The sequence below is a fragment of the Bradyrhizobium diazoefficiens genome (genome assembly GCF_016612535.1).
In the GTDB taxonomy this organism is placed as follows: domain Bacteria; phylum Pseudomonadota; class Alphaproteobacteria; order Rhizobiales; family Xanthobacteraceae; genus Bradyrhizobium; species Bradyrhizobium diazoefficiens_C.
On record NZ_JAENXS010000001.1, the window covers coordinates 3,401,034 to 3,423,226 of the forward strand.

Consider the following 22,193-nt stretch of genomic DNA (forward strand, 5'->3'; position numbering starts at 1 on the left):
CGGTGCCAGGAACCACTAAGCAAAAGCGCCCAATTCACCCGTTAGGTGTATGACCTCGCGGTGTTCTCAGTTGGTATGACACTTGCTGCTCTGCACCCAAGTCCGCCCGACCACAAACCGACCTTATTCCGGAGAAGCGCATGCATGGCATCATCTGCATCAAACAGCGCCCCGCGCTTGCGAAAATCTGCGCGCGGCTTCTGTCAAACACGATTGTGCAGCGGGGTGTGCCGACCAACCGTTACGAATCCGTAGCCGCGGAGGCGCCCCCCAGTTCACTGGCCAGCGGACCGGTGAGATCAGCGTGCATGCAATGGGATCGTATTTGTCTGAGTTTTGACTGTGAGAGATGCGCACCTTGGATCAAGGTGCGTTGCTGCTCATCGACTGATCCCCGGTTGACGACCCGGCGCTACCCACGCTGTACGAATGCACGACCACGATCTGGAAGGTCACGCAGCTGTCTGCTGGGCTCGCTGTCGGCTTCATCGGCAAGTCGGCCATCGATGACGACATGGCCGAGGTCGGCACCGGAATCGCGACGTGGCCATTTTCGTTGCAGCTCAACCAGCTCGCCGCAATCGTTGGCCTCGATCTCATCTCCTGCCGCCTCTCGCGCCGAGCATCAAGGGGCCCGTCCTCCGCGAAAAAGACCCAGCGTGAGAGCCGCGATCAGCCGGCGAACGCGCTCATCCGGGCCATGTTCAACCGACAGTCCAAGCCAGAACCCGGTCCTGTCGCGCAGGCGCGTGGACCGGAAGGAGAATGCAACGCCATGAGCAACGTCATCAAGGGTCCCACATCAGCCGCAGCGGGCCGCGCAGCAACAAAGAAGCAGTTACCGGACCGGTTCAAAGCCTACAAACATGTCTGGGTGTTCGTCGAGCAGGAGCGCGGGCAGGTCCATCCTGTCTCGTGGGAGCTTATGGGGGCGGGCCGCAAGCTTGCTGACAGGCTAAAGGTTAAGCTTGCGGCTGTTGTCGCCGGCCCTGAGGGCGAGGCCACACGCAACGCCGCACTCGAAGCCTTCTGCTACGGCGCAGATTTGACTTATCTCGTGGCCGACAATGTGCTCTCGGATTATCGTAACGAGTCCTACACCAAAGCGCTGTCCGATCTCGTTGAGATCTACAAGCCCGAGATCCTGCTGTTAGGGGCAACAACGCTCGGCCGCGATCTTGCGGGGTCGGTCGCCACCACACTACAGACTGGTCTTACCGCCGACTGCACCGAGCTCGACGTCGATACGGATGGCTCGCTTGCGGCGACCCGTCCGACCTTTGGCGGTTCGCTGCTCTGCACGATCTACACCCTGAATTACCGGCCGCAGATGGCAACCGTCCGCCCGCGCGTGATGCCGATGCCGGAGCGCGTCGAGCGCGATCCTGGCCGCATCATCGTCCATCCGCTCGGCCTGGTCGAAGACGACATTGTGACCAAAGTGCTCTCGTTCATGCCCGACCGAGATTCGGCCAAATCCAATCTTGCCTATGCCGACGTCGTGGTTGCCGGAGGGCTCGGGCTCGGTTCTCAAGAAAACTTTCAGCTTGTGCGCCAGCTCGCCGGTGTGCTCGGCGCCGAATATGGCTGTTCCCGTCCGCTCGTGCAAAAGGGATGGGTTACCGCCGATCGGCAGATCGGCCAGACAGGTAAGACGATCCGGCCAAAGCTCTATATCGCCGCAGGTGTTTCCGGCGCAATCCAGCATCGGGTTGGTGTCGAGGGCGCGGATCTGATCGTCGCCATCAATACCGACAAGAACGCGCCGATCTTCGACTTTGCCCACATCGGCATCGTCAGCGACGCCATGCATCTGTTGCCGGCGCTGACGGACGCGTTTCGTGCGCGGCTTTCGCCACATTCGCGCGATCGGATTGCGAGCTAGAGGAGTCATCATGATCGAGGAAAGGTTCGATGCAATCGTTGTCGGCGCTGGCATGGCAGGTAACGCGGCAGCGCTGACCATGGCCAAGAAAGGCATGAAAGTGCTGCAGCTCGAGCGCGGCGAATATGCCGGATCGAAGAACGTTCAGGGCGCAATACTCTACGCCGACATGCTGGAAAAGCTGATCCCGGAGTTCCGGGAGGACGCACCGCTGGAGCGCCATCTGGTCGAACAACGGTTCTGGATCATGGATGATCGCTCCCATGTCGGGCTGCATTACCGCTCGGAGGACTTCAATGAGGAGCGGGCTAACCGGTACACGATTATCCGGGCGCAGTTTGACAGATGGTTCTCCTCGAAGGTGCGGGAGGCCGGCGCGACCGTGCTGTGCGAGACCACCGTCACCGATCTTGCGCAGGATGCCTACGGCAGGGTCATTGGTGTTCGTACAGATCGCCAGGACGGCGAGATCCGCGCAGACATCGTGGTGCTGGCCGAAGGCGTCAACGGCCTGCTTGGCACGCGTGCGCACCTGCGCGAGCGCCCCAAACCTAACAAGGTGGCCCTCGCGGTGAAGGAAATGCATTTTTTGCCGCGCGAGACCATCGAAGCACGCTTCAATCTGAACGGAGACGAAGGCGTTGTGATCGAAGCTGCCGGTACCATTTCCGGCGGCATGACGGGAATGGGCTTCATTTACGCCAATAAGGAGTGCATTTCGGTCGGTATCGGCTGTCTCGTCGCAGACTTCCACCGCACCGGAAAGACGCCCTACGAGCTGCTCGATCGCTTCAAGCGTCACCCGTCGGTCGCGCCCCTGATCGAAGGGTCTGAGGTCAAGGAATATGCCGCGCACCTCATTCCTGAGGGCGGCTACAAGGCCATCCCCCAGCTTTATGGAGACGGGTGGGTCGTTGTTGGTGACGCGGCGCAGCTCAACAACGCCATGCATCGCGAGGGATCCAATCTTGCAATGACCTCCGGCCGGATCGCAGCCGAAGCGATTTTCCAGGTCAAATCACGCCGGCTTGCCATGACCAAGGAAAATCTCGCGCTGTACAAGAGGATGCTGGATCGCTCCTTCGTCTTGAAGGACATGAAGAAGTACAAGGACATGCCGAGGCTGATGCATACGAATTCGCAAAACTTCTTTCTGACCTACCCCCAGCTCATCTCGAAGGCGATGCAGACCTACCTTCGGGTTGACGGTACGCCAAAGACTGAGAAGCAGAAGTCAACGCTGAAATCCTTTGTCAATGCGCGGTCGTGGATCGGGCTGTTCGGCGATGCATTCCGTTTCGCCCGCGCGTGGCGCTAATTGTTCGAAGCGGGAATCCGAGCCAATGAGGCAAACTATGAAGATCGACCGATCAGTGCGCGTCGAAGACAAGTTGTTTTGCAACCGCTATCTTGTGGACGCCGGACGGCCCCACATCAAGGTGCGCGCACACACCAGGCCCTCGTCGCAGCTCCTTGCGCTTTTGAAAGCCTGTCCCGCGCGCTGCTATGATCTTAATGACAAGGGCCAGGTCGAGGTCACCGTCGACGGCTGTATGGAGTGCGGCACCTGCCGCGTCATAGGAGAGTCCACCGGCGATGTTGAATGGAGCTATCCGCGTGGCGGATATGGGGTGTTGTTCAAATTCGGGTGAGGGGACTGCGGTCGCCTGCGTTATCGGTAAGGCGGAGAAGATCTCATGGCGGAGTCATTTTGCCGTAGCTTGCGTGCGCGCCAGAGGCCGAAAGTCGACTGACGCTCAAATATTCGGATGCAAGGGCGCTTTCGGCGAACTCAGCTCGCGGATATGAGGTTCAACTCTGAGCCTGCCCTGGGGAGGGGCCAGGCGAAAGGGCGCGGGGAGGGTGGATTACTCCGCCGCTTGTGGCGTGCCGCGCCCTGCCGCCTCGATCGCAACCGCAACTGACTGCACGATTGCGGCAAAGCGCACGGCCGTTTGAATTGTGTCCGAGCTGACGCCGCTTTGCCGCAGCGACTTTTCATGAGCATCCATGCAGTCACCGCACCCATTGATTGCGCTTACTGCCAAGGCCCACAACTCGAAATCGGTTCTGTCCACGCCGGGATGACCCAGTACGTTCAGGCGCAGCCGCGCCGGCATCGTCTTGTATTCCGGGTTGGAGGCGAGGTGAACGAAGCGGTAGTAGACGTTGTTCATCGCCATGACTGATGCTGCATATTTCGCCGCCGCGACTGCCGCAGGCGTTATCACCTCGGATGCTGCAGATTCGATGGCGGCAATCACCAATGGATGATGGCTCGCGATCGCGCTCGCCAGCAATAGGCCGTATTTGCTCTGTAGTGAGAGTGTGTCGTCCGCCATCATCGACGCCAGATTTAGCCTGACGTCCCTGGCGAAATCCGGAATCTGGTCTTTCAACTGGTCGATCGTCATATCCCCTCAGGCGACCTTCAGTGTCTCCCCGCCGACCTCGCGATTGCAGGGGCAGAGCTGGTCAGTTTGCAGGGCGTCCAAGACGCGCAGCGTGTCCTTCGGGTTGCGGCCGATGTTGAGATTGGTGGCATAGACATGCTGGATCGTATTCTCAGGATCGACGATGAAGGTCGTCCGGTGGGCAACGCCGTCGGCCGAGCGGCCGCCCAACCCATCGACCAGCGCGCCGTCCGTGTCGGCAAACTGCCAAATCGGCAGATGGTGCAGGTCCTTGTGCTCGCGCCGCCAGGCGAGCTTGCAGAACTCGTTGTCAGTCGAGCCGCCCAGCACGATCGCATCGCGGTCGGCGAATTCGTTGGACAGGCGGGCGAACTCGGCGATCTCGGTCGGGCAGACGAAGGTGAAATCCTTAGGGTAAAAGAAAATGATTTTCCATTTCCCAGGAAAGCTCTTTTCGGTCAGCGTCTCGAAGGCGCTTTCTCCCTTCTCTTCGTGCAGGTGAAAGCCGGGCTTTACCCCGGTGATTTGGAACGACGGCAACTTACTTCCAATTCCAAGCATTTTGTCCCCACTGTGTACTTCGGGCGAAACTCTGTGATCTCGCGGCATCAGGGAAGCAAGCGATGTGCCATCAGATCCTGCGGGTTAACTGTCGCCGATCCAACATTCGCTCGGTCTCTATGACGAGCTCGAGCCATGCTACGGCTCAAAGACTGTGGCTACTGAATTCAAATTGTCTTGGATCCAGATATCCCGAGAACGAAGATCTATTGCAAGCTCCGTCGACAACACGCGCCAAATAGGATAGGCGCTGGGTCTCGGTCCGTGAGCTAGCCGGCGATGTTATCTCCGGCGAAAAACAGAATGAGGCTGATACCACGATCCCGAGCCCCTGAAATGGGCCCGATTTGGGACCATGAGCTTAGTTGGAAGGAGCTGCTCCGTTTGATTGACGGAGCGCATGATGACGACGAAGACGAGACGAAAGATCGACGCGTGGAAGGCAAAGATCGCGCTGGGGCCGTGCGGTTCCGGCGTGGCGGTTGTCGAACACGATGGACGTCTCGTTCTGCGTGGCGGCTCTGGACGAGGCGTTGGCGAAGTACAGCACGCCGGAGATTTTCAACACCGACCAAGGCAGCCAGTTCACCAGCGCGGCCTTTACCGGCGCGTTGGCGGGCGCAGGGATCAAGATCTCCATGGATGGCCGTCGTCGTTGGATGGACAACGTCTTCATCGAGCGGCTGTGGCGGTCGCTCAAGCATGAGAACATCTATCTCAAGGGCTATGCCGCGGCCGCGAGGCCAAGGCAGGGGTCGCGAGCTGGATCGCCTTCTACAACGATCGTCGCCTTCATCAGGCGCACGGCTATCGCAGGCCGATGGCGGTCCGGCGCGAGCGGATGCAGGTCGCGAAGGCTGTGGCCATCGTGGACAGTCGTCCGTGAAGAACCTCCAAACCGTTGAGGAGGAGTCGAATTTTCTAGCGAGAGGGCTTTTGAGATTGCAAGCTTTCGGGCTTTGATGTCCAAAAGCTTGCAGTTTGTTTTTGAGGATTTCGTCGAATCGCGCGTCGTGAGTCTTTCAGTTGGACTGGAGGGAACGATGCTCGTGCCACTTACGATCAAGCACCAGCGCTATGCCCATGCCAAGCAGTTCAAGCGCGCCAATCGGGCCTTGAGGACGCTGCGAACCTATCTCGGCCGCGTCATCCGCGATATCGCCCGCAAGCTCTTCGACAACATCGGCTTGCTCGATGGGGTGGCGCTCGACCGCATGCTGGCGCTGGTGCGATGCGTGCTCGGTCAGAAGCAGCGCCAGCGTGGCCAAAAGCTCTACTCGCTGCATGCGCCGGACGTCGAATGCATCGGCAAGGGCAAGGCCCACCGGCCCTACGGGTTCGGCGTCAAGGTGCCGGTCGCCACGACGTTATCGCACGGCTGGTCAGTTCGTCACCCATGTGAAGTCGCTGCCTGGCAGCCCTATGACGGCCATACCCTGGCTGCCGTGATCCTGGAAATGGAGGCGCTGATCGGCAACACCATCGAGCGGCTCCTTGGCGACAAGGGCTATCGCGGTCACAATGCGCCGCCCGCTTACAAGTCCAGGGTGTTCATCTCGGGCCAGAAGCGGCGGGTGACGCCAAAGATCAAACGCGAGCTGCGCCGGCGCTCGGCCATCGAGCCGGTCATCGGCCATCTCAAATCCGAACACCGGATGGGCCGCAGCTACCTGGGACACCGCCGGGGCGACGCCATCAACGCCGTCCTCGCCGCGGCCGGCTACAACTTCCGGCGGCTGATCCGGTGGCCGGAGCTCTTGTTGCGCCAATTCCTCGCCCGGCTCACGGCCCGCCTTCGCTTCGTCCCGGGCTGAAATAGGCGTTCTTCACGGCCGTTAACGCTGGCGCGTTGACCACATGCCCACAGCAACTGCAGCAGACAGAGTCTCGGGCAGCGTGATAGAAAGGGATCAGGAGCAGTCAGTTTTCAACTATCAAGCCAGTTCAAGCGGTCCCGCTTCGCGGGTCCATTTCACCTCCTCGTCACCGTGTTTCAGCAGATCTGAAACGCTATGCGACCGTACCAATCCTCCGCGCTCGATGGCTTACAGAACCGCGCTGCCCCACACGGCTGCCATCTTCGCTCATGCGATGCTCTCGTTGCCGGTCGGCAGCAGCGGGCTCGCATAACCCTTCAGGCCGCACCCCGGCCGCAGCGCCAGTGCCAGATACACATCGCCAAACTGACGGAATCGCTCGATGCGAATACCCTTTAAGCGTATCGGCATCGGCGCCGCCGTCATCGAAAAGCTGCGCCTGCTCGGGACCGTCGATCAGCCGCCCGCGCGTCCTTCTTCACCGAATTGGCCAAGCTGCGCCACCGTCTCCTGAATGACGCGTCGACCAACGCGCACGCTCCGGACCAACCGCCAGCACCGGTGGGCCTTTCCATGCTTCTTGCGATTCGTATGGCACATATATATGCACCATCTGAAACGCGCTCGCAGCCAAAGAAAATACCGACGTTCGGCACTACACGCACAAATCACTCCCGCGCCACACCTAACCAATTGATCTGACTCGCACCGCCTCTCGCAAAATAATTGAAATTCCAACTGCGCAAGTTGAGTTAGCTTGCGTAGCGCTGATCCGCTAGGAGCCTGTCTGAGTAGTGACTGGCCAAGGGGTGCAAGTCTGATTCCTTACGTAGCGATGAGCAAGGAATTTCGTCCCTGGAAGATCGATGAGCCTCAGCTTCTGCCGCCGAGCGTGCACGATTATGCGCCGCAAGACCAGCTTTCGCGGTTGATCGTGTTTGGTTAGGGAAAGCCTTGATCTATCGACGATCGCGGGCAGCTACTGGAGTGGGCTGGGTCAGCCGCCGTTTGATCCGGATGATGACGGCGGTGCTTCTGCACGGCTATGCGAGCGGCATTTGCTCGTCGCGGCGGATCGCCAAGGCGTCAGTGGAGCGGGCGGATTTCATGATGATCGTGGCAGGCGACCCGCCGAATTTCCGCACGATCTCGGAGTTCCGGCGGCGGCATCTTAAGGCGCTGACTGAGCTCTTTGTGCAGGTGTTGAAGCTCGCCGAGAACGCCGGGTTGGCGAAGCTCGGGCACGTTGCGCTCGACGGCACTAAGATCAAGGCGAACGCGTCTAAGCACAAGTCGGTGAGCCACGATCGCATGAAAAAGCGGGAAGCGGAGGTCAATCGCTGGCTCAAGGCCGCCGAGGCTGCCGATGCGGAGGAGGACAAGCTCTACGGCGACCAGCGTGGCGACGAAATGCCCGATTGGGCGGCCGACAAGCAGAAGCGGCTTGAGAGATACGCGAGGCCAAGGCCGCGCTGGAGGCCGAAGCCAAGGCTGCAGCCGAGGCGGAGAGCAAGGCGCGGGCCGAAGCCAGCAACGTCGCGCCGAGACGCCGACGAAAACCGAGCCCGACGGCAAAGCGAAACGCAATTTCACCGACCCGGAGAGCCGCATCCTGAAGACCAAGGACGGTTACATCCAGGGCTACAACGCCCAGGCCGCGGTCGATGGTGCCCATCAGACCATCGTGGCGCAGACGCTGACCAGTTCCTCCAGCGATCAGGCGCAACTGGCGCCGTTGCTCGACGGTATCAGGGCCAATTTGGGGACCAATCCCGACGAAGTGTCGGCCGACGCCGGCTACTGCTCCGCCGCCAATCTTCGTCTGGTCAAGCGGCGACGCATCGAGGGCTATATCGCCACCGGGAGGCAGAAGCACGGCACCAAGTCCGCCACCGCGAAAAAGGCTTCAAGAGCTGGATCGCTGATCGCCAGGATGAGCACCAAGCTCAAGCGCGCCGGCTACCGAAGTCGCTACCGCCTGCGTAAGCAGATCGTCGAACCAGTCTTCGGACAGATCAAACAGGCAAGAGGGTTCAGGCAATTCCTGCTGCGCGGCATCGACAAACTGAAAGCCGAATGGGTCCTGATCTGCACCGCTCACAACCTCGTCAAGCTGGCGAGGGCCGCCTGAGCCGCCATCATTAGGATAAAACCGCCTCCCGGAGCTAAGGAGCTAACTGGACTGGCTCCTAGCGGATATCGTCGCGCACCGGCTCCGCTGATGCCAGAGTCGCGCGGGCTGAAATCGGTGAGCCTCCCCGTTCAGACCGTTTGATCGCATGTTCAAGTAGCCTTTGTACTAATACCCGGTACGTAATACCCGATGCCTCGACCATTTTCGCGAACATATTGGATGGCCCAAAGCTGGGAATTGTGTTCACCTCATTAATCAGGATTTCGCCATTCGCTCTCAAAAAGAGGTCAACCCGTGCCATTGCCTCGCAGCCGATCGCTCTAAACGCCGCGCAAGATAGCGCCCGCACTCGATCAGCCACCGCTTCGGCGACCTCCGCATTAGTTTTCCAGATTGTTCCCTTTTGATCGATGTACTTCGCCTGATAGGTATAAAACGCATGATGATTAGCCGGAATGATTTCACCAGGCCACGAAGACAGTAGCTCGGTTTGAACTTCGGGGTCCTGTAAGATGGCGCACTCAAGCTCGCGAGCCTGCACGTACTCTTCCAACAGTATTTTGTTGTCATAAGTAAATGCGAGGTCGATAGCGGCTCGAAACTCTGAGTCGCAAGTGACTTTGCTGACCCCAATCGAAGAGCCAAGGCTTGCCGGCTTTACAAATAACGAGCTGCTCCGGAGCACTCTTTGCGCAAGGTGAAACGCGAGCTCTTCTCCACGTGCCAAAGCCAAGTGCCGTGGCGTCGGAATACCCGCGTCCCGCAAAGTTCGTTTAAAAATGTCCTTGTCCATGCATATCGCCGAGGCAAGAACCGGCGATCCCACAAACGGTACCTGCGCCGTTTCCAAAGTGCCTTGCAAAAGGCCGTCCTCGCAGAATGGGCCGTGCAACATTGGGAACGCTACATCAACATGGCATAGAGTGTAACCCGTTCCGGGCCCGTGTACGATGGCTTTGCCGCGTCCTCCGGGTAAAAACACTATCTGAGCACCTGAGGATTCTAAATTTTGCAGAACCGATTTTGTATCCTCATGCAGCCACCACTTTCCGTCCCTTGAGACACCCACCAGTAGGGGATTATAGCGTTGCCGGTCCAAGGTTTCATAGATGGCTTGAAAGGATCGCAACGAGACATCGTGCTCAGCTGAGCGTCCACCGAACATGAATGCTACGTTTAGTATGGCCATGACCATCCTCAACATCGTTCGAACAAGCGCGCTTACGTCTGAGCCTGGATAGGCGTCGGAGCCTGGATAGGCCTGGCCAAGACAGGATCATCGTCAGCGACAGTCCGCAACTACCAGCAAAGAGAGTTGCGCAGTTGCGGCCATAGTGACTAGATCTAAGTCCAACGCATCGAACGTGAGGTGGAGCAGTCTTAACGGTGGGATTCTGGACCATCAGGCGCGCTGAATGACTCCTCTGTGCTGGTCTATAGCGCGCGGGTTTCTCTACAGTTCGATCGCGCTTGAATAATCTGTCTGCTAGCTGCCAAGAATTAGCTTGCAGGTGTTTGATAGAAAAGACCGCGATATGATCGCGCAGCCAATCGTGTCATGAACGCATTGTGTCCGACGCCGCGCGCGCTGAGATGCAGGGAGATGCAAAATGAAGGAGATTGTTTGCGTGAATGGCAAGTTCATGCCTTCCGCGGAAGCAAAGGTGTCGATCTTCGATCGCGGCTTGATGTTTGCGGATAGCGTCTATGACTGTTGTCCTGTCGCCGAGTGCCGTCTGATCAACTGGAATCTGAATCGTGCGCGCATCGAGCGTTCAACGCAGGCGATCAATCTTTGTGTACCAGAACGGTTTTGGACCGAACTCGACGAGCAAGTCGTTGAGGTAATCAAACTCAATAAGCTCCGTGAGGGGTATGTTTATGTCCAGGTGACGCGCGGCATAGGCGAACGCGCGTTCACTTATCTGGATAACATGATACCAACCACGATCGTGAGTATTGGCAGGACTAATATTATCAAAAGAGGTGAATCTTATAGAGGGATCGCTGTGTGTTCAGTGGAAGACCTAAGGTGGGGCTGGCGTGACGTCAAAACCACTCAACTTCTCTACCAGGTCATTGCAAGGATGGAAGCAAAGCGGAAGTGTTGTCAAGAAGCTTGGTTTGTCTCTCGCGGCCTCGTGACCGAGGCCGCCTCCGCGAACGCATATATAGTTCAACACGATGGCGCTATCGTGACTCGACCCGTTTCTCGCGAAATTCTGGCCGGCTGCACTCGAGAAGCCTTGCTGTCGCTCTGTAGGTCTCGGGGGCTGAAGGTAGACGAGCGAGCGTTTAGTCTAGAGGAGGCGCTTGCTGCCCGCGAAGCGTTCATTACCAGCGCAATGCATTTTGTGACGCCCGTAATCAGTATCGACGGGCAAGAAATCGGGAACGGAAAGATAGGTGTAGTCACGACAGAGCTTCACGAAGCCTTCCTAACCGAGATCGGAGTCTAGGATGGGACAGCGCGGGTTCAATGCCGAGGATTTGACCTTAAGTGTCGCTTTAAGGTCAGGTGGCGAATGCAGGTCAACGTGTTGGGCGCGGAGGGTCTGCGGCGATCGGGCTCTACGTTGAGGAGGTTCAAAGGACCTTGCACGCTGGCGAGACGGTCTGTGGCATCGCGCGCCTGCACGGGGTGGCTCACAGTCTGCTCTTCACGTGCATCGACAGGCGCGCCAGGGTCGACTGGGCGGAGACGCCGTGCAACCTCTCGTTCCTGTCGAGGTCACGAGATCACACCGGTGGCGGGCCGATCTCAAACGACACGACACAGCCAGTGGTTTCACCGCCTGCGCAGCGTGAAATAGCTGGAATCGTTGAGATCGAGCTTCGTGGGGGCTGCCGTGCGCGCGTTGACCGTGGCGTGGACAGTGAGGCACTGCAGCGTGCCCCCTGAGCTTCTGAGGCAGCGATGATCCCCATCCCGAGCGGCGTCAGGGCCTGGATCGCAACCTTCCGGACGGACATGCGCTGGGGGGGCATGCCGCGCCTGGCGCTTGCGGTTGAGAGCTTGAAGCGCGATCCGTTCGCGGGCGATCGTTACATATTCCAGGGCCGTCGCGGTGGAGCTATCGCCGAAAGTTGGTGACGGCGGGAATCGGAAAGGCGGCATATCGTGGGGGTGCTTGACGCCTCCACTTCTCCACCGAAGGAGCGATATGCCGTGTCCAAAGATAACATCATCAAGCTGATTCAGCCAGGAACCGTCGCCGATCAACTCACAGAAGTCTTGCGCAGCGGGGCACGCGCCCTTCTCGCTCAGGCGGTCGAGGCCGAGGTCGAGGACCTTCTCGGCAAGCATGCCGATTTGAAGACCGCGGACGGCCACCAGCGCATCGTCCGCCACGGTCACCTGCCGGAGCGGGAGGTGATGACCGGTATCGGTCCGGTCGCTATCCGCCAGCCGCGTGTGCGCGATCGCGAGGCGGACGCCTCCGATCCCGACCGCATCCGGTTCTCTCCGGCGATCCTGCCACCCTACATGCGGCGTTCGAAGTCGATCGAGACGCTGCTGCCGATCCTTTCCCTGAAGGGGATCTCGACTGGCGACTTCTCGGAAGCGCTGGCTGCGCTGCTCGGCAAGGATGCCGCCGGGTTGTCGGCCTCCGCGATCGGTCGCCTGAAGGATGGCTGGCTCGACGAGCACACCGCGTGGCAGAAGCGCGATCTGTCGGCCAAGCGCTACGTCTACATCTGGGCCGATGGCATCCATCTGGAGGCGCGGCTCGAGGACGCAAAGCAGTGCATCCTGGTGCTGATCGGAGCGACGCCGGAAGGCCGCAAGGAACTGGTCGGCTTCACCGATGGCGCCCGCGAAAGCGCGCATGACTGGCGCGGTCTGCTGCTTGATCTGAAGCGCCGTGGGCTCGACGCGCCTCCGCGGCTCGTCATCGCCGATGGCGCACTCGGCTTCTGGAAAGCCGCCGGCGAGGTCTGGCCGAAAACGCGCGAGCAGCGCTGCTGGGTGCACAAGACTGCAAACGTGCTCGCCAAGCTGCCGAAGAGCCAGCAGCCGAAAGCCAAGCGCGCGTTGCAGGAGATCTGGATGGCTGAAACGAAGGTCGCCGCCGGGCTGGCGTTCGATGCCTTCATCGAGAGCTACGCGCTGAAATACGAGAAGGCGGCCGACTGCCTGAGCAAGGATCGAGACACGCTGCTCGCCTTCTACGACTTCCCGGCCGAGCACTGGAAACACTTGCGGACGACCAACCCCATCGAAAGCACCTTCGCCACCGTGCGCCACCGCACCATCCGATCGAAGGGTTGTCTGTCGAACGGGACCGCGCTCGCCATGGTCTTCAAACTGGTCGAGGGCGCACAGAAAAGCTGGCGCCGTCTCGATGGCCACAACCAGTTGCCAAAACTCGTTCTTGGTGTGACATTCAACGATGGCATCGAGGTCATCGCCAAGTCGACCGATCGTCAGCCAATCACCGCCGCCGCCTGACCGGCACCGCCGTCACCAAAATTTGGCGATAGCTCGTCGCGGTGAAATGGACCCGCGAAGCGGGACCGCTTGAACCGGTTTGATAGTTGGAAACTGACCGCTCCTGATCCCTTTCTATCACGCTGCCCGAGACTCTGTCTGCTGCAGTTGCTGTGGGCATGTGGTCAACGCGTCAGCGTTCTCCACGATGGCCACAGCCTTCGCGACCTGCATCCGCTCGCGCCGGACCGCCATCGGCCTGCGATAGCCGTGCGCCTGATGAAGGCGACGATCGTTGTAGAAGGCGATCCAGCTCGCGACCCCTGCCTTGGCCTCGCGGCCGCGGCATAGCCCTTGAGATAGATGTTCTCATGCTTGAGCGACCGCCACAGCCGCTCGATGAAGACGTTGTCCATCCAACGACGACGGCCATCCATGGAGATCTTGATCCCTGCGCCCGCCAACGCGCCGGTAAAGGCCGCGCTGGTGAACTGGCTGCCTTGGTCGGTGTTGAAAATCTCCGGCGTGCTGTACTTCGCCAACGCCTCGTCCAGAGCCGCCACGCAGAACGAGACGTCCATCGTGTTCGACAACCGCCACGCCGGAACCGCACGGCTCGCCCAGTCGATGAGCGCGACGAGATAGAGAAAGCCGCGGCCGATGGGCCAGTACGTGATGTCAGCCGCCCACACCTGGTTCGGCCGGTCGATCGTCATGTTGCGCAGAGATAGGGATAAATCTTGTGGCCCGGCGCCCGCTTTGTCGTGTTCGGCTTCGGTCCCAGCGCGCGATGCCCATCTTGCGCATCAACCGCTGCACGCGCTTGCGATTGACCTGAAGCCCCTCAGCCTTCAGCATCGCGGTCATTCGCCGCGAGCCCAGGAACGGCCAGGCTGTGAACAGCTCGTCGATCCGCTGCATCAGGGCAAGGTCGTTGTCGTTGGCCGGCCGTGGCGGCCGGTAGACCCAGAGCGCACGATGCCAAGCAATATGCATTGCGGGCGGATCGACAGCGCCATGTCGGCGCGATCGAGCATTCCTCGATGGTCCGGCGTGCTCATCTTACGGACATCTGCGCTAAAAAAACGCAATCAACTGTCAGTTGTCCAATCTTGGCGTGCAGCTTCTCGATCTCGCGTCCTCGCTCTCCCCGCCCCACACCCGCGTCAAAGGCCCGGGGCGCCTGCCCCCGCACGGCTTTCAGCGCGATCTTTGCCTTCAGTGCCGCGTCGATTTTGCGTCTCGTCTTCGTCGTCATCATGCGCTCCGTTTATCAAACGGAGCAGCTCCTTCCAACTAAGCTCATGGTCCCAAATCGGGCCCCATTTCACTTGCTACACAAAGAACAGTACCGACGCTAGTAGGTTGCTGCGTGCCGCATCTCGCGTACATGAGTGCAACCGTTCTGGAAAACGTAGATTAGGGAGAATGGGCAACCTGAGTGTCGCGATCCTTGATCGTTAGGGTGATAATCTTGAGAGCGGGTGCAACTTGTTAGCCTACCAAAGAGACAATGATGGACGAAGGACTCTGCAAATCGCGCGACATCGAGCGTCTCGAATCCCCTGAATCAAACGTCCGCTCATACTCCCGTTCGTTCCCGGCGATTTTCAGCCGCGCGCCGGCTCAATAATGCTAACGGAGATGGGAGAAAGGTCATTGACTTTCTCTCCGGCGCCGGAGCACTGAACTACGGCCACAACAATCCTGCGATTAGAAAGGCTGTCGCTCAGTACTTTGCATCGGACGCTGTATTGCGCGGGCTGGATATGGCCACGCCAGCGAGACTGGAATTCATGGAGACTTTCAGCTCTATCATACTTCGGAAAAGGAGCCTGGACTAGCAACTTCAGTTCACCGGGCTAACAGGTTCTAATGAGGCGGCATTAAGGCTCGCGCGAAAAGTTACTGGTCGCCATAACATCATTTCATTCACACGGGGCTATCATGGGATGAGCTTAGGAGCGACCGCCGCGAGCGGTAATCGCTCTTACCGCGCCGCCGGTGGCACTTCTCTGTCCGGGACAGCCTTCATGCCTTTTTGATGGCTACTTTGGCCTGGGGATCGATACTGGCTACATGTGAGAGATATTGGCAGACGAGAGCAGTGACGTTGATCATCCTGCTGCCATTCTTGTCGAAACTGTGCAAGGAGAAGGCGGCATAAACGTAGCTAGAGAGCAATGGTTAAGGTCGATTCAGGCACTAGCAAAAGATGTTGGCGCCCTTTTCATTGTTGATGACATTCAGATGGGCTGTGGTCACACGGGACAGTTTGTTAGCTTCGAGTGTGCCCAGCTGTCTCCCGATATCGTCGCGATGTCTAAGTCCCCAAGTGGGTACGGCCTGCCGCTATCAATGTTGTTGATCAAAGAAGAGTTTGACGTGTGGCGACCGGGCGAACACACTGGTACGTTTCGTAGTAATAATCTTGCCCTCGTCTCCGCGAACGCCGCTATTAATTTACTGGCGCAATCCAACATTTTCGCAGCAAAGCGAGGCCACGGGCAAGGTTATGCGGTCTCGACTTAAGGCTATTGCATCAAAACGTGCAAACAATTTTGCGGTTCGAGGCCGGGGGAATGGCCCTGGGGTTTAATTGCCAAACGGCTGCAGTTGCAGCGGCTACGACACGCAAGGCATTCGAAAAGGGATTGGCCATCGAACGATGCGGCCCCGTTGATGAGGTCGTAAAAATCTTGCCGGCACTCACGATTGACAGCGACACGCTACATCAAGGCCTCGAATTATTTTCTAGGCGTTGGCCGAAACTCTGCGGGAGGACACGATTCTTTCACCTCGAACGCCGGCTGGTTTGGTCACGAACGATGTTCACTCTTTTATTGGAACTACCAGGAAAGTTAATCGCGGCATGAATTTTGCGGACTAAATCGCAGAATGTCTTTGATTCTGATGGATCCTCGCGAACTTCAGAGAGCGCAATAGCAAGATCTGCTTCTTATAGCATCAAAGCCGCTTTCGGCCTCGACACTAGAAAGGATGGCATTACTTGATCGAAACTTCTTAGCAAGCTCAGGTAATTCGTATCCATCCGAGCTAGGCCACGGACAGGGGCTCACCGATTCCACCGCTTGAGGAGTTCGGGGTCTTCCTTGTGCATCTTGATGAGCTGCGTGAGTTTTTCGATGCCGAATTCGGTGAACGCCATGATCTGGTCGTCACCTATGCCGTAAACCCAGATGACGCCATCTACTGTATCCATTCCGTTGGCCACGTCCCAGAGCCAGTCCTTGTTTCCGCGGAGGTCTTTTGCGACGCGAGCGATAGTGAAGACGGGGTGAACCTTCTTGACGTGCATGGCTAGGCCACCTGGGCAGGGGCCCTCGACGCAGGAGGCGTCCAGTTCCAGGGCAACAACCCTTGCAGGCGGTTCTGCGGCATGTCGGCGATGCGCGTCAAGACGTCTGCAAGCTAGAGCGTTTCACTTTTTGACTGAAGCATAACGCGCATTGGCGAAGTAGTTTGTGCATTCGCGAGGCTGGATGTCCTGGACGAGTTGGCCGATGTGGCGCCAAGTGTCCTCGACGGTGCGCTTCTGAGCCTGCCTCATCCAGTGTTTGATCTTGGCGAAGGCCTGTTCGATCGGGTTGAGGTCGGGCGAGTATGGCGGCAGGTACCAGAGCCTGGCGCCAGCGGCCTGGATCATCTGCCTGACAGCTTTCGACTTGTGGCTTCCGAGATTGTCGAAAACGACGATGTCGCCTTCGCGCAGGGTTGGCAGGAGAAGATGCTCGACATAAGCGCGAAAGCATTCACCGTTGATCGGCCCGTCGAAGACGCAGGGTGCCGTGAGTTGGTCATGGCGGAGCGCGCCGAGGAATGTCAGGGTTCGCCAGTGGCCGTGCGGCGCGAAGCCGCGCAGGCGGGCCCCTTTGGGACCCCAGCCCCGCAACGGGGCCATGTTGGTCTTGATCCAGGTCTCATCGATGAAGACGAGCCGGCCCGGATCGAGCCCGGCCTGCCAGGATCGCCAACGTTGACGCCTGCGAGAGATGTCTGTGCGAGCCTGTTCAAGGGCGAACAGTGTTTTTTTTGAAGCGTAGCCCTTCTCGGCGCAGGAACAGCCAGACCGCGTTGTGCGAGACCTTGACCCCGCGGGCTGCCAGTTCCGCCTTCAGACCATGTAGCGTCAGGTGCGGCGTCTGAGTGATCCGCTCGACGATGAAGGCGCGGTGCGGATCGAGCACAGGCTTGCGGTGGCCGCCCATCTTGCCGGGCACAACCGAGCCGGTCGCCCGCTGCCGCTGTGCCCACTTCACAACCGACGAGACCGCAACGCCGAACCGCTCGGCCACGGACCGGCAGCTCTCGCCCGCCAAAACCGACGCCACTACTCGCTCGCGAAGATCCAGGGAAAGAGGTCGGGTCATGCGATGCTGGCCTCCAATCCAGTCAGCATCTTGAAACACAAACCGCCAAAAGCTGGAATCCCCTCCGATTCAATTAAGCAATGAAACGCTCTAGGCTTTCAGGTCGATTTCGTTGAGACGCGCCGTCATCATAAGAGTGGCCCATCACGACAGTCCGCTCGGCGCCGCGATCAGAACCGGCGAACAAGCATGCCTTTCTTCCCAGAGCAAAACCGCGCAATGTTCGCTCTGCTTCATTGTTCGTCATGCAGACCCTTTCGTCGTGGACAAGGCGGGCAAAGCCATCCCATCGGTTGAGTAGATAATTGGGTCCAGCGTCAGATTTGGCCGCTTACGAAAGTTCAAGTCTCGGATCATTGCCCGCATCGCGTTCAGCACTGCTGACCGCCGGGGTGAACCCGCAGAACTCTTTCTGCGAGTACGGCCCCCTGACTGACCTCGGCGGCGAGAAAGTCGAACATAACCGTCTCGCTCTTGCTGGCGTCGATGGTCCTTGCCGTAGACAATCCTCGTCTTCGTCGGATGCGATTCCAGACGACACTCGGCCAGTCGAAGTTTCAGCGCTTCGCAAACGCTCTGCGCCTCCACCTCACTCTGGCAATGTGTCGTTCGGCCTGCAATATTGGCTCTGACGCAGTTTTGGTGCAGCTCCGCTCTATTCTGCGCCGATTAGTCTGGCCTGAAGCAGATCGATTTTGCTGCGGCCCTACATTTGCCGTCTAACGAGTGTGAGGCGGGTGATCTGCCCTTTAGTCTGTACGTAGGACCAAGGCGATGTAATTGCCGCGCGAACCGCGGCTTCATCGAGCGTAACGCCGCGGGCGAATGAGGCAACGAGACTGGCACGAGCGCGCTCGATCCATGGCGACAGTTCGGCGGCCGCTCCTCGCCGGACCATCAGGTGGAATTGGGCTATGATCTCTCGAGCTTCGACAAGGGTGGGAACGCCAGCCTCGACGGCGGCGACAGTGATCGTCTCTGCTTTCGAAAGCGTATCCCGTCCGACCGTCATGAGACGAGCGATTGTTCTGGCCAATGGGATCCGATGAAGACTTTCGACATCAACCTTTTCGGACCGCCGTCTATGTGCCGTCCATTCACCGACAACGCGAAGGGAGCCTCGGAAGCCGCGTGCTTTTAAGCGGCGCCAAAGTTCAGCGCCGTTTCCTGCAACCGGCCCTCCATTGGTCGTCGAGCCATGGCAGGTGTTGATCGAGTGAACTCTGCCGGGTCCGGAAGACATCGTGGCGTTCGCCCCGGATCACCTGTCGCACCAGCTTCCTGCTATGGCCGGTCTGGCGCACGCTTGATCGGCGTTCCGCCTTTCGACAGGCCCAAGATGCTTTCGTTGCTCTCTTCGCGGCGGAGATAGCCCTCATATTGTAGGCGTTCGGCCGCGGTGAGCAGTCTGGGATCGATTGTCGTCGCCCCGACCGCGCCGCGGATTTGGCGCATCGATTTGCGGACGGCGTCGAGGAAGGCCCGACTGGCGTTCTCCATCAGATGCCAGCGATCTGCGACCTGTACCGCGTGCGGCAGGGCCTTTGCCGCAGCTTCACCATATCCTCCACCGCGATCACGGGATACGATCGCGATCGTGGGATGAGCAGCGAGCCTGGCTTGGGCAGTTGCGGGCTCACGGTCCGGCAGCAGCGTGACTACCCGGCGTCTTTCCAGGTTGCAGACGATGCTGGCGTATCGGTAATTGCGCTCCCAAGCCCAATCATCAATGCCAATAACCCTGAGCGGATCGGCCGGCGGGCGGGTACGGCGTCGGACCACGCGCAGGAGCGTATCCTTGCTTACCGGCAGCATCAGCCGTTTTGCGAACCCTGCTGCCGGTCGTCCGCCAAGCGCCAGACCGAGGTGATGAACGATAGAGTCCAGCCTCGCTGTGCGTCGCGCGGAAGGAGCCAGGACCCCTTCGGCGAAGCGCTCAGTGAAGATCTGGCGCCCGCATCGGACGGCGTCGCAGCCGAAGCGGCGGGCGATCACCAGGAGCTGTACGATCCGCCCCGAGAGCGGCAGATCGGTTACCCGTCGCCGATAGCGGCTATGGACACGTCGGGAAGCCGTTCCGCAGGATGGACACAGGCCAACACTTCTGGATGCCCGGACCGCAATAACGGCCTTATCACCATCGTAATACGCACTCTCTACAGCAAACCCACTCGGCACCAGACTGGAGCGTTGGAGTGCCTGCTGCATGGCGCTGATTCTCCCCCAATCAAAGCGCTACGCAGACATCACACTGCATCAAAAGTGAGTCAGAGCCAAATTTGCAAGCCGATTGACAGCCAGCAATTCCAGTTTGACTCAGAGCCGACACCAAGTTCATTGTGTCAAAGTGCGAGACTCACTTTGTAATCAGCTAGGAAATCTTGCAAGGCCAAGATATTTTGCGTCCATCTGACGTTATCGGCTGCATTGAGCAAGCCGCGTGAGCCGTTGACGGACAGCAGCGGTCTTATTGCCGCATTGCGATCATTTAGCAGCGCAATGAAACGGGTGCGCAACATGTCATAGTAGTGTGGGTCTTGGATAGATGGAAGTACGCTCTTGACCCGTTGTACGACGGAACGCGGTAGGAGGTCTGCGCTTGCGGCGCGCAACAGACTCTTCTCACGACTATCAAAACTTTTGTGGGCCCACGGGCTACCAAACACGTACTCCACGAGGCGGTGGTCGCCATAGGGAACGCGGACTTCTAGACCTGAAGCCATGCTCAGCCGGTCGAGGCGATCGAGAAGCGTCGGCAGGAAGCGTGTGAGAAAGAGGTAGCAGATCTCGCGCATGCGATGTTCGTTGCGATCGGCCGAGACCGAGCCCGTGAGGGCGGGTACTTCCGCAAGCGCCGAGCGGTACTCGGCTTCGAGGTAACTCGGGAAGTCAAGCTCCGCGATCAGGCTGGGATCTAAAGCTTGCCGAGCGATATCAACGTTCCCCGACCAAGGGAATGTATTAGCCTCGACTCGCCCGATGTCGTGAAACAAGAGTAACCGCCAAAAAGTTCATCTGCGATTTCTCCGGAGAGCGCCACCTTCGAATGCTGCCGGATCGCTTTAAACAGAAGAAACACGGCGCCGTCGAGGTCCCCCCCGGTGAGTGGGAGATCTTGCGAATGTAGAGTGCTGGCCCGCACTCCGCCGTCCATGAGTTCGTCGGATGACAACATGATTTCCGTGTGGTGGGTACCAGCAAACTTGGCGACTTCTTGTGCGTAAGGCCCGTCGGGTACCGGGCACATCGGGCAGGGATGAAATTCTCAGCATAACCGACGAAGTTGAGGGCGAAGGACGGGATTCGCTTGTCACTAAAGCGCGCGGCCATTGCGGTCATCGCCGAAGAGTCAAGGCCACCGGACAAGAGCGTGCACACAGGAACATCGGCAATCAGCTGACGCTGGATTGTGTCCTCTAGCAGTTCTCGGACGCGCCGAACGGTCGTAGGCACGTCATCGTTATGCACATGGTTGGTGAGCTGCCAGTAGCTAATCTGCTGGATATCCTCACGCGTGACGCGGACAATATGGCCTGGCCGCACCTGATGCATGCCGCGGAACGCTGTGTCGTGGGGGCGGCGACCGAGCATAAGGTACGACGCAGCCCGTGAGCGTCCATGACGCGTTCGGCGAGATCATTGGCGAGGATCGCCTTTGGCTCAGAGCCAAACAAGACTCCCTGCTTGGTGGGATAGTAGTAAAGTGGCTTGATCCCCAGACGGTCACGGCACGAGAAGCAACTCGCGCTTCGCAGTGTCCCAAAGCGCGCATGCGAACATTCCGTTGAGCTCGCTAGCCGCGATACGAGGGTCTCGCTGGCCACACTCGCGGTGGGCGTGCAGCAGTACCTCGGTATCGCTGCTCGTATCGAATCGGTGGCCCAACGCAGCGAGCCTATGACGCAGTTCTCGGTAATTGTAAACTTCTCCTGTGTAGACGAGCACCAACGCTGGTTGGCCGTCTACATCAAGACTCATTGGTTGGTGACCGCCTTGGAGGTCAACGATCGCTAGGCGGCGATGTCCGAGAGCTACAGGCCCGTCCGTCCAGTTTCCTTCGCCGTCCGGACCTCGCCGGGCCATGGAAGCGGTCATCTCGGCAAGCGACCGCTGCGCGTCAAGAATTCCAAGATCCCGACCGAAGTCAACCCACCCACACATACCGCACATCTTTGGATCCTCTCCTTCGCTAGCTGTGGCGTAGTTCGCCTCACGGAAGCCATGTAGAGATCTAAGCGCTACCTCAGTGTCGGGCGATGCGAACCTACCCGTTCTGATGGTTTGCTGGATCGGAGAAGCGCGGTGTTGATTATGGTGGGCGGGGCAAGATCCACAGCGCGGCGACCTCCATGGTTCCGTCGCAAGAGCGGCAAGCTATCAAGGTCCTTTTGGCACGTTGGATTTGGAATGTCGTCTTATGCGAAGCGCTGGAGCGCGGCCGCTTCCTGTGGCCGTCCTCGGCTGATGGCGTGATGACGATCACGCCAGCCAAGCTCGGCTACCTGCTGGAGGACATCGGTTAGTGAATGCCGCAACACATTGGCCACCGCAGGCGGCTG

General features: G+C 59.0%; 16 protein-coding genes and 8 pseudogenes. 11 read left to right on the forward strand and 13 right to left on the reverse strand.

All coding sequences use genetic code 11. The features are described from left to right. Positions 1-775 precede the first annotated feature (775 nt). Genes JJE66_RS16070 through JJE66_RS16080 form a run of 3 tightly spaced genes read left to right on the forward strand, consistent with a single transcriptional unit; the run spans position 776 to position 3,537 of the window. Complete coding sequence (locus tag JJE66_RS16070; protein WP_200515155.1) at positions 776-1,885, forward strand: electron transfer flavoprotein subunit alpha/FixB family protein; 1,110 nt, start codon at positions 776-778, stop codon at positions 1,883-1,885. A gap of 10 nt (positions 1,886-1,895) precedes the next feature. Beyond that, positions 1,896-3,203, forward strand: coding sequence for an FAD-dependent oxidoreductase (locus tag JJE66_RS16075; protein ID WP_200515156.1), 1,308 nt, complete (start codon positions 1,896-1,898; stop codon positions 3,201-3,203). 37 nt (positions 3,204-3,240) lie between these two features. Then, entirely contained in the window at positions 3,241-3,537 is a 297-nt protein-coding gene (locus JJE66_RS16080) for a ferredoxin family protein (RefSeq protein WP_200515157.1), read from the forward strand. Between the two features lie 216 nt (positions 3,538-3,753). Here JJE66_RS16080 and JJE66_RS16085 read toward each other — a convergent pair whose 3' ends face one another. Both JJE66_RS16085 and JJE66_RS16090 read right to left on the reverse strand, forming a co-directional pair. Beyond that, a complete protein-coding gene (locus tag JJE66_RS16085) occupies positions 3,754-4,299 on the reverse strand; it encodes a carboxymuconolactone decarboxylase family protein (RefSeq protein ID WP_200515158.1) in 546 nt (181 codons plus the stop codon). Between the two features lie 6 nt (positions 4,300-4,305). Beyond that, the gene (locus JJE66_RS16090) at positions 4,306-4,860 is read right to left on the reverse strand and encodes a peroxiredoxin (RefSeq protein ID WP_200515393.1); all 555 of its coding nucleotides are present in this window, start codon (positions 4,858-4,860) and stop codon (positions 4,306-4,308) included. Positions 4,861-5,321: 461 nt separating this feature from the next. Here JJE66_RS16090 and JJE66_RS16095 point away from each other — a divergent pair. Both JJE66_RS16095 and JJE66_RS16100 read left to right on the forward strand, forming a co-directional pair. Continuing rightward, positions 5,322-5,746: pseudogene (locus JJE66_RS16095) on the forward strand (transposase); the annotation flags it as partial. A gap of 175 nt (positions 5,747-5,921) precedes the next feature. Continuing rightward, positions 5,922-6,674: pseudogene (locus JJE66_RS16100) on the forward strand (IS5/IS1182 family transposase); the annotation flags it as partial. A 270-nt stretch (positions 6,675-6,944) separates the two neighbouring features. Here the strand turns inward: JJE66_RS16100 and JJE66_RS16105 are convergent. Beyond that, positions 6,945-7,088 carry a hypothetical protein gene (locus JJE66_RS16105; RefSeq protein ID WP_200515161.1) on the reverse strand — a complete coding sequence of 48 codons (144 nt, stop codon included), beginning with the start codon at positions 7,086-7,088 and terminating at the stop codon, positions 6,945-6,947. Positions 7,089-7,512: 424 nt separating this feature from the next. Between JJE66_RS16105 and JJE66_RS16110 the strand changes: the two are divergent. Next, positions 7,513-8,808: pseudogene (locus JJE66_RS16110) on the forward strand (transposase). 58 nt (positions 8,809-8,866) lie between these two features. Here JJE66_RS16110 and JJE66_RS16115 read toward each other — a convergent pair. Next, positions 8,867-10,000 carry a D-alanine--D-alanine ligase family protein gene (locus tag JJE66_RS16115; RefSeq protein ID WP_200515162.1) on the reverse strand — a complete coding sequence of 378 codons (1,134 nt, stop codon included), beginning with the start codon at positions 9,998-10,000 and terminating at the stop codon, positions 8,867-8,869. Positions 10,001-10,421: 421 nt separating this feature from the next. On the opposite strand from JJE66_RS16115, the gene JJE66_RS16120 reads away from it, so the two are divergent. From JJE66_RS16120 to JJE66_RS16130, 3 genes are all read left to right on the forward strand, one after another. Then, positions 10,422-11,270 carry an aminotransferase class IV gene (locus tag JJE66_RS16120; protein ID WP_200515163.1) on the forward strand — a complete coding sequence of 283 codons (849 nt, stop codon included), beginning with the start codon at positions 10,422-10,424 and terminating at the stop codon, positions 11,268-11,270. A 458-nt stretch (positions 11,271-11,728) separates the two neighbouring features. Continuing rightward, complete coding sequence (gene tnpB / locus JJE66_RS38900) at positions 11,729-11,905, forward strand: IS66 family insertion sequence element accessory protein TnpB (protein WP_200515164.1); 177 nt, start codon at positions 11,729-11,731, stop codon at positions 11,903-11,905. A gap of 75 nt (positions 11,906-11,980) precedes the next feature. Beyond that, a complete protein-coding gene (locus JJE66_RS16130; protein ID WP_200515165.1) occupies positions 11,981-13,264 on the forward strand; it encodes an IS256 family transposase in 1,284 nt (427 codons plus the stop codon). A 234-nt stretch (positions 13,265-13,498) separates the two neighbouring features. Here the strand turns inward: JJE66_RS16130 and JJE66_RS38905 are convergent. Beyond that, positions 13,499-14,501, reverse strand: a pseudogene (locus JJE66_RS38905) (IS3 family transposase); the annotation flags it as partial. Positions 14,502-15,334: 833 nt separating this feature from the next. On the opposite strand from JJE66_RS38905, the gene JJE66_RS38045 reads away from it, so the two are divergent. Continuing rightward, complete coding sequence (locus JJE66_RS38045) at positions 15,335-15,775, forward strand: aminotransferase class III-fold pyridoxal phosphate-dependent enzyme (protein WP_246756224.1); 441 nt, start codon at positions 15,335-15,337, stop codon at positions 15,773-15,775. Positions 15,776-16,319: 544 nt separating this feature from the next. Here the strand turns inward: JJE66_RS38045 and JJE66_RS16155 are convergent. From JJE66_RS16155 to JJE66_RS38920, 8 genes and pseudogenes are all read right to left on the reverse strand, one after another. Continuing rightward, positions 16,320-16,562: a hypothetical protein gene (locus JJE66_RS16155; protein ID WP_200515169.1), complete on the reverse strand. Its 243-nt coding sequence runs from the start codon at positions 16,560-16,562 to the stop codon at positions 16,320-16,322. A 123-nt stretch (positions 16,563-16,685) separates the two neighbouring features. Then, positions 16,686-17,634 (reverse strand): IS630 family transposase gene (locus JJE66_RS16160; RefSeq protein ID WP_200515170.1). Its coding sequence is split into 2 segments (ribosomal slippage): positions 16,686-17,297 and positions 17,299-17,634, totalling 948 coding nucleotides; the frame shifts between segments, so codons are not numbered across the junction. Positions 17,635-17,727: 93 nt separating this feature from the next. Further along, positions 17,728-17,941, reverse strand: a pseudogene (locus tag JJE66_RS16165) (transposase); the annotation flags it as partial. A gap of 399 nt (positions 17,942-18,340) precedes the next feature. Then, positions 18,341-19,842 (reverse strand): annotated as a pseudogene (locus JJE66_RS16170) (ISL3 family transposase). Positions 19,843-19,976: 134 nt separating this feature from the next. Then, positions 19,977-20,881, reverse strand: a pseudogene (locus JJE66_RS16175) (asparagine synthase-related protein). A 5-nt stretch (positions 20,882-20,886) separates the two neighbouring features. Further along, positions 20,887-21,102, reverse strand: a pseudogene (locus JJE66_RS38910) (asparagine synthase-related protein); the annotation flags it as partial. Then, complete coding sequence (locus JJE66_RS38915; protein WP_200515173.1) at positions 21,051-21,458, reverse strand: hypothetical protein; 408 nt, start codon at positions 21,456-21,458, stop codon at positions 21,051-21,053. The pseudogene JJE66_RS38910 and the gene JJE66_RS38915, both read right to left, overlap by 52 nt. Beyond that, positions 21,358-21,804 (reverse strand): hypothetical protein, encoded by a 447-nt coding sequence (locus JJE66_RS38920; protein ID WP_409362815.1) that lies wholly within the window; start codon positions 21,802-21,804, stop codon positions 21,358-21,360. Before JJE66_RS38920 ends, JJE66_RS38915 begins: the two co-directional genes overlap by 101 nt. A gap of 179 nt (positions 21,805-21,983) precedes the next feature. Here JJE66_RS38920 and tnpB (JJE66_RS38450) point away from each other — a divergent pair, with 179 nt between their 5' ends. Further along, entirely contained in the window at positions 21,984-22,157 is a 174-nt protein-coding gene (gene tnpB / locus JJE66_RS38450) for an IS66 family insertion sequence element accessory protein TnpB (protein ID WP_409362816.1), read from the forward strand. Positions 22,158-22,193: the final 36 nt, after the last annotated feature.

Excerpts from the sequence above, each read along its gene's own strand:
- JJE66_RS16115 (WP_200515162.1), bottom strand. The coding sequence starts at position 10,000 with ATGGCCATACTAAACGTAGCATTCATGTTCGGTGGACGCTCAGCTGAG.
- JJE66_RS16080 (WP_200515157.1), top strand. The coding sequence starts at position 3,241 with ATGAAGATCGACCGATCAGTGCGCGTCGAAGACAAGTTGTTTTGCAAC.
- JJE66_RS38920 (WP_409362815.1), bottom strand. The coding sequence starts at position 21,804 with ATGTGCGGTATGTGTGGGTGGGTTGACTTCGGTCGGGATCTTGGAATT.
- JJE66_RS16090 (WP_200515393.1), bottom strand. The coding sequence starts at position 4,860 with ATGCTTGGAATTGGAAGTAAGTTGCCGTCGTTCCAAATCACCGGGGTA.
- JJE66_RS16085 (WP_200515158.1), bottom strand. The coding sequence starts at position 4,299 with ATGACGATCGACCAGTTGAAAGACCAGATTCCGGATTTCGCCAGGGAC.
- JJE66_RS16105 (WP_200515161.1), bottom strand. The coding sequence starts at position 7,088 with ATGCCGATACGCTTAAAGGGTATTCGCATCGAGCGATTCCGTCAGTTT.
- JJE66_RS16075 (WP_200515156.1), top strand. The coding sequence starts at position 1,896 with ATGATCGAGGAAAGGTTCGATGCAATCGTTGTCGGCGCTGGCATGGCA.
- tnpB (WP_409362816.1), top strand. The coding sequence starts at position 21,984 with ATGGTTCCGTCGCAAGAGCGGCAAGCTATCAAGGTCCTTTTGGCACGT.
- tnpB (WP_200515164.1), top strand. The coding sequence starts at position 11,729 with ATGATCCCCATCCCGAGCGGCGTCAGGGCCTGGATCGCAACCTTCCGG.
- JJE66_RS16120 (WP_200515163.1), top strand. The coding sequence starts at position 10,422 with ATGAAGGAGATTGTTTGCGTGAATGGCAAGTTCATGCCTTCCGCGGAA.
- JJE66_RS16155 (WP_200515169.1), bottom strand. The coding sequence starts at position 16,562 with ATGCACGTCAAGAAGGTTCACCCCGTCTTCACTATCGCTCGCGTCGCA.
- JJE66_RS16070 (WP_200515155.1), top strand. The coding sequence starts at position 776 with ATGAGCAACGTCATCAAGGGTCCCACATCAGCCGCAGCGGGCCGCGCA.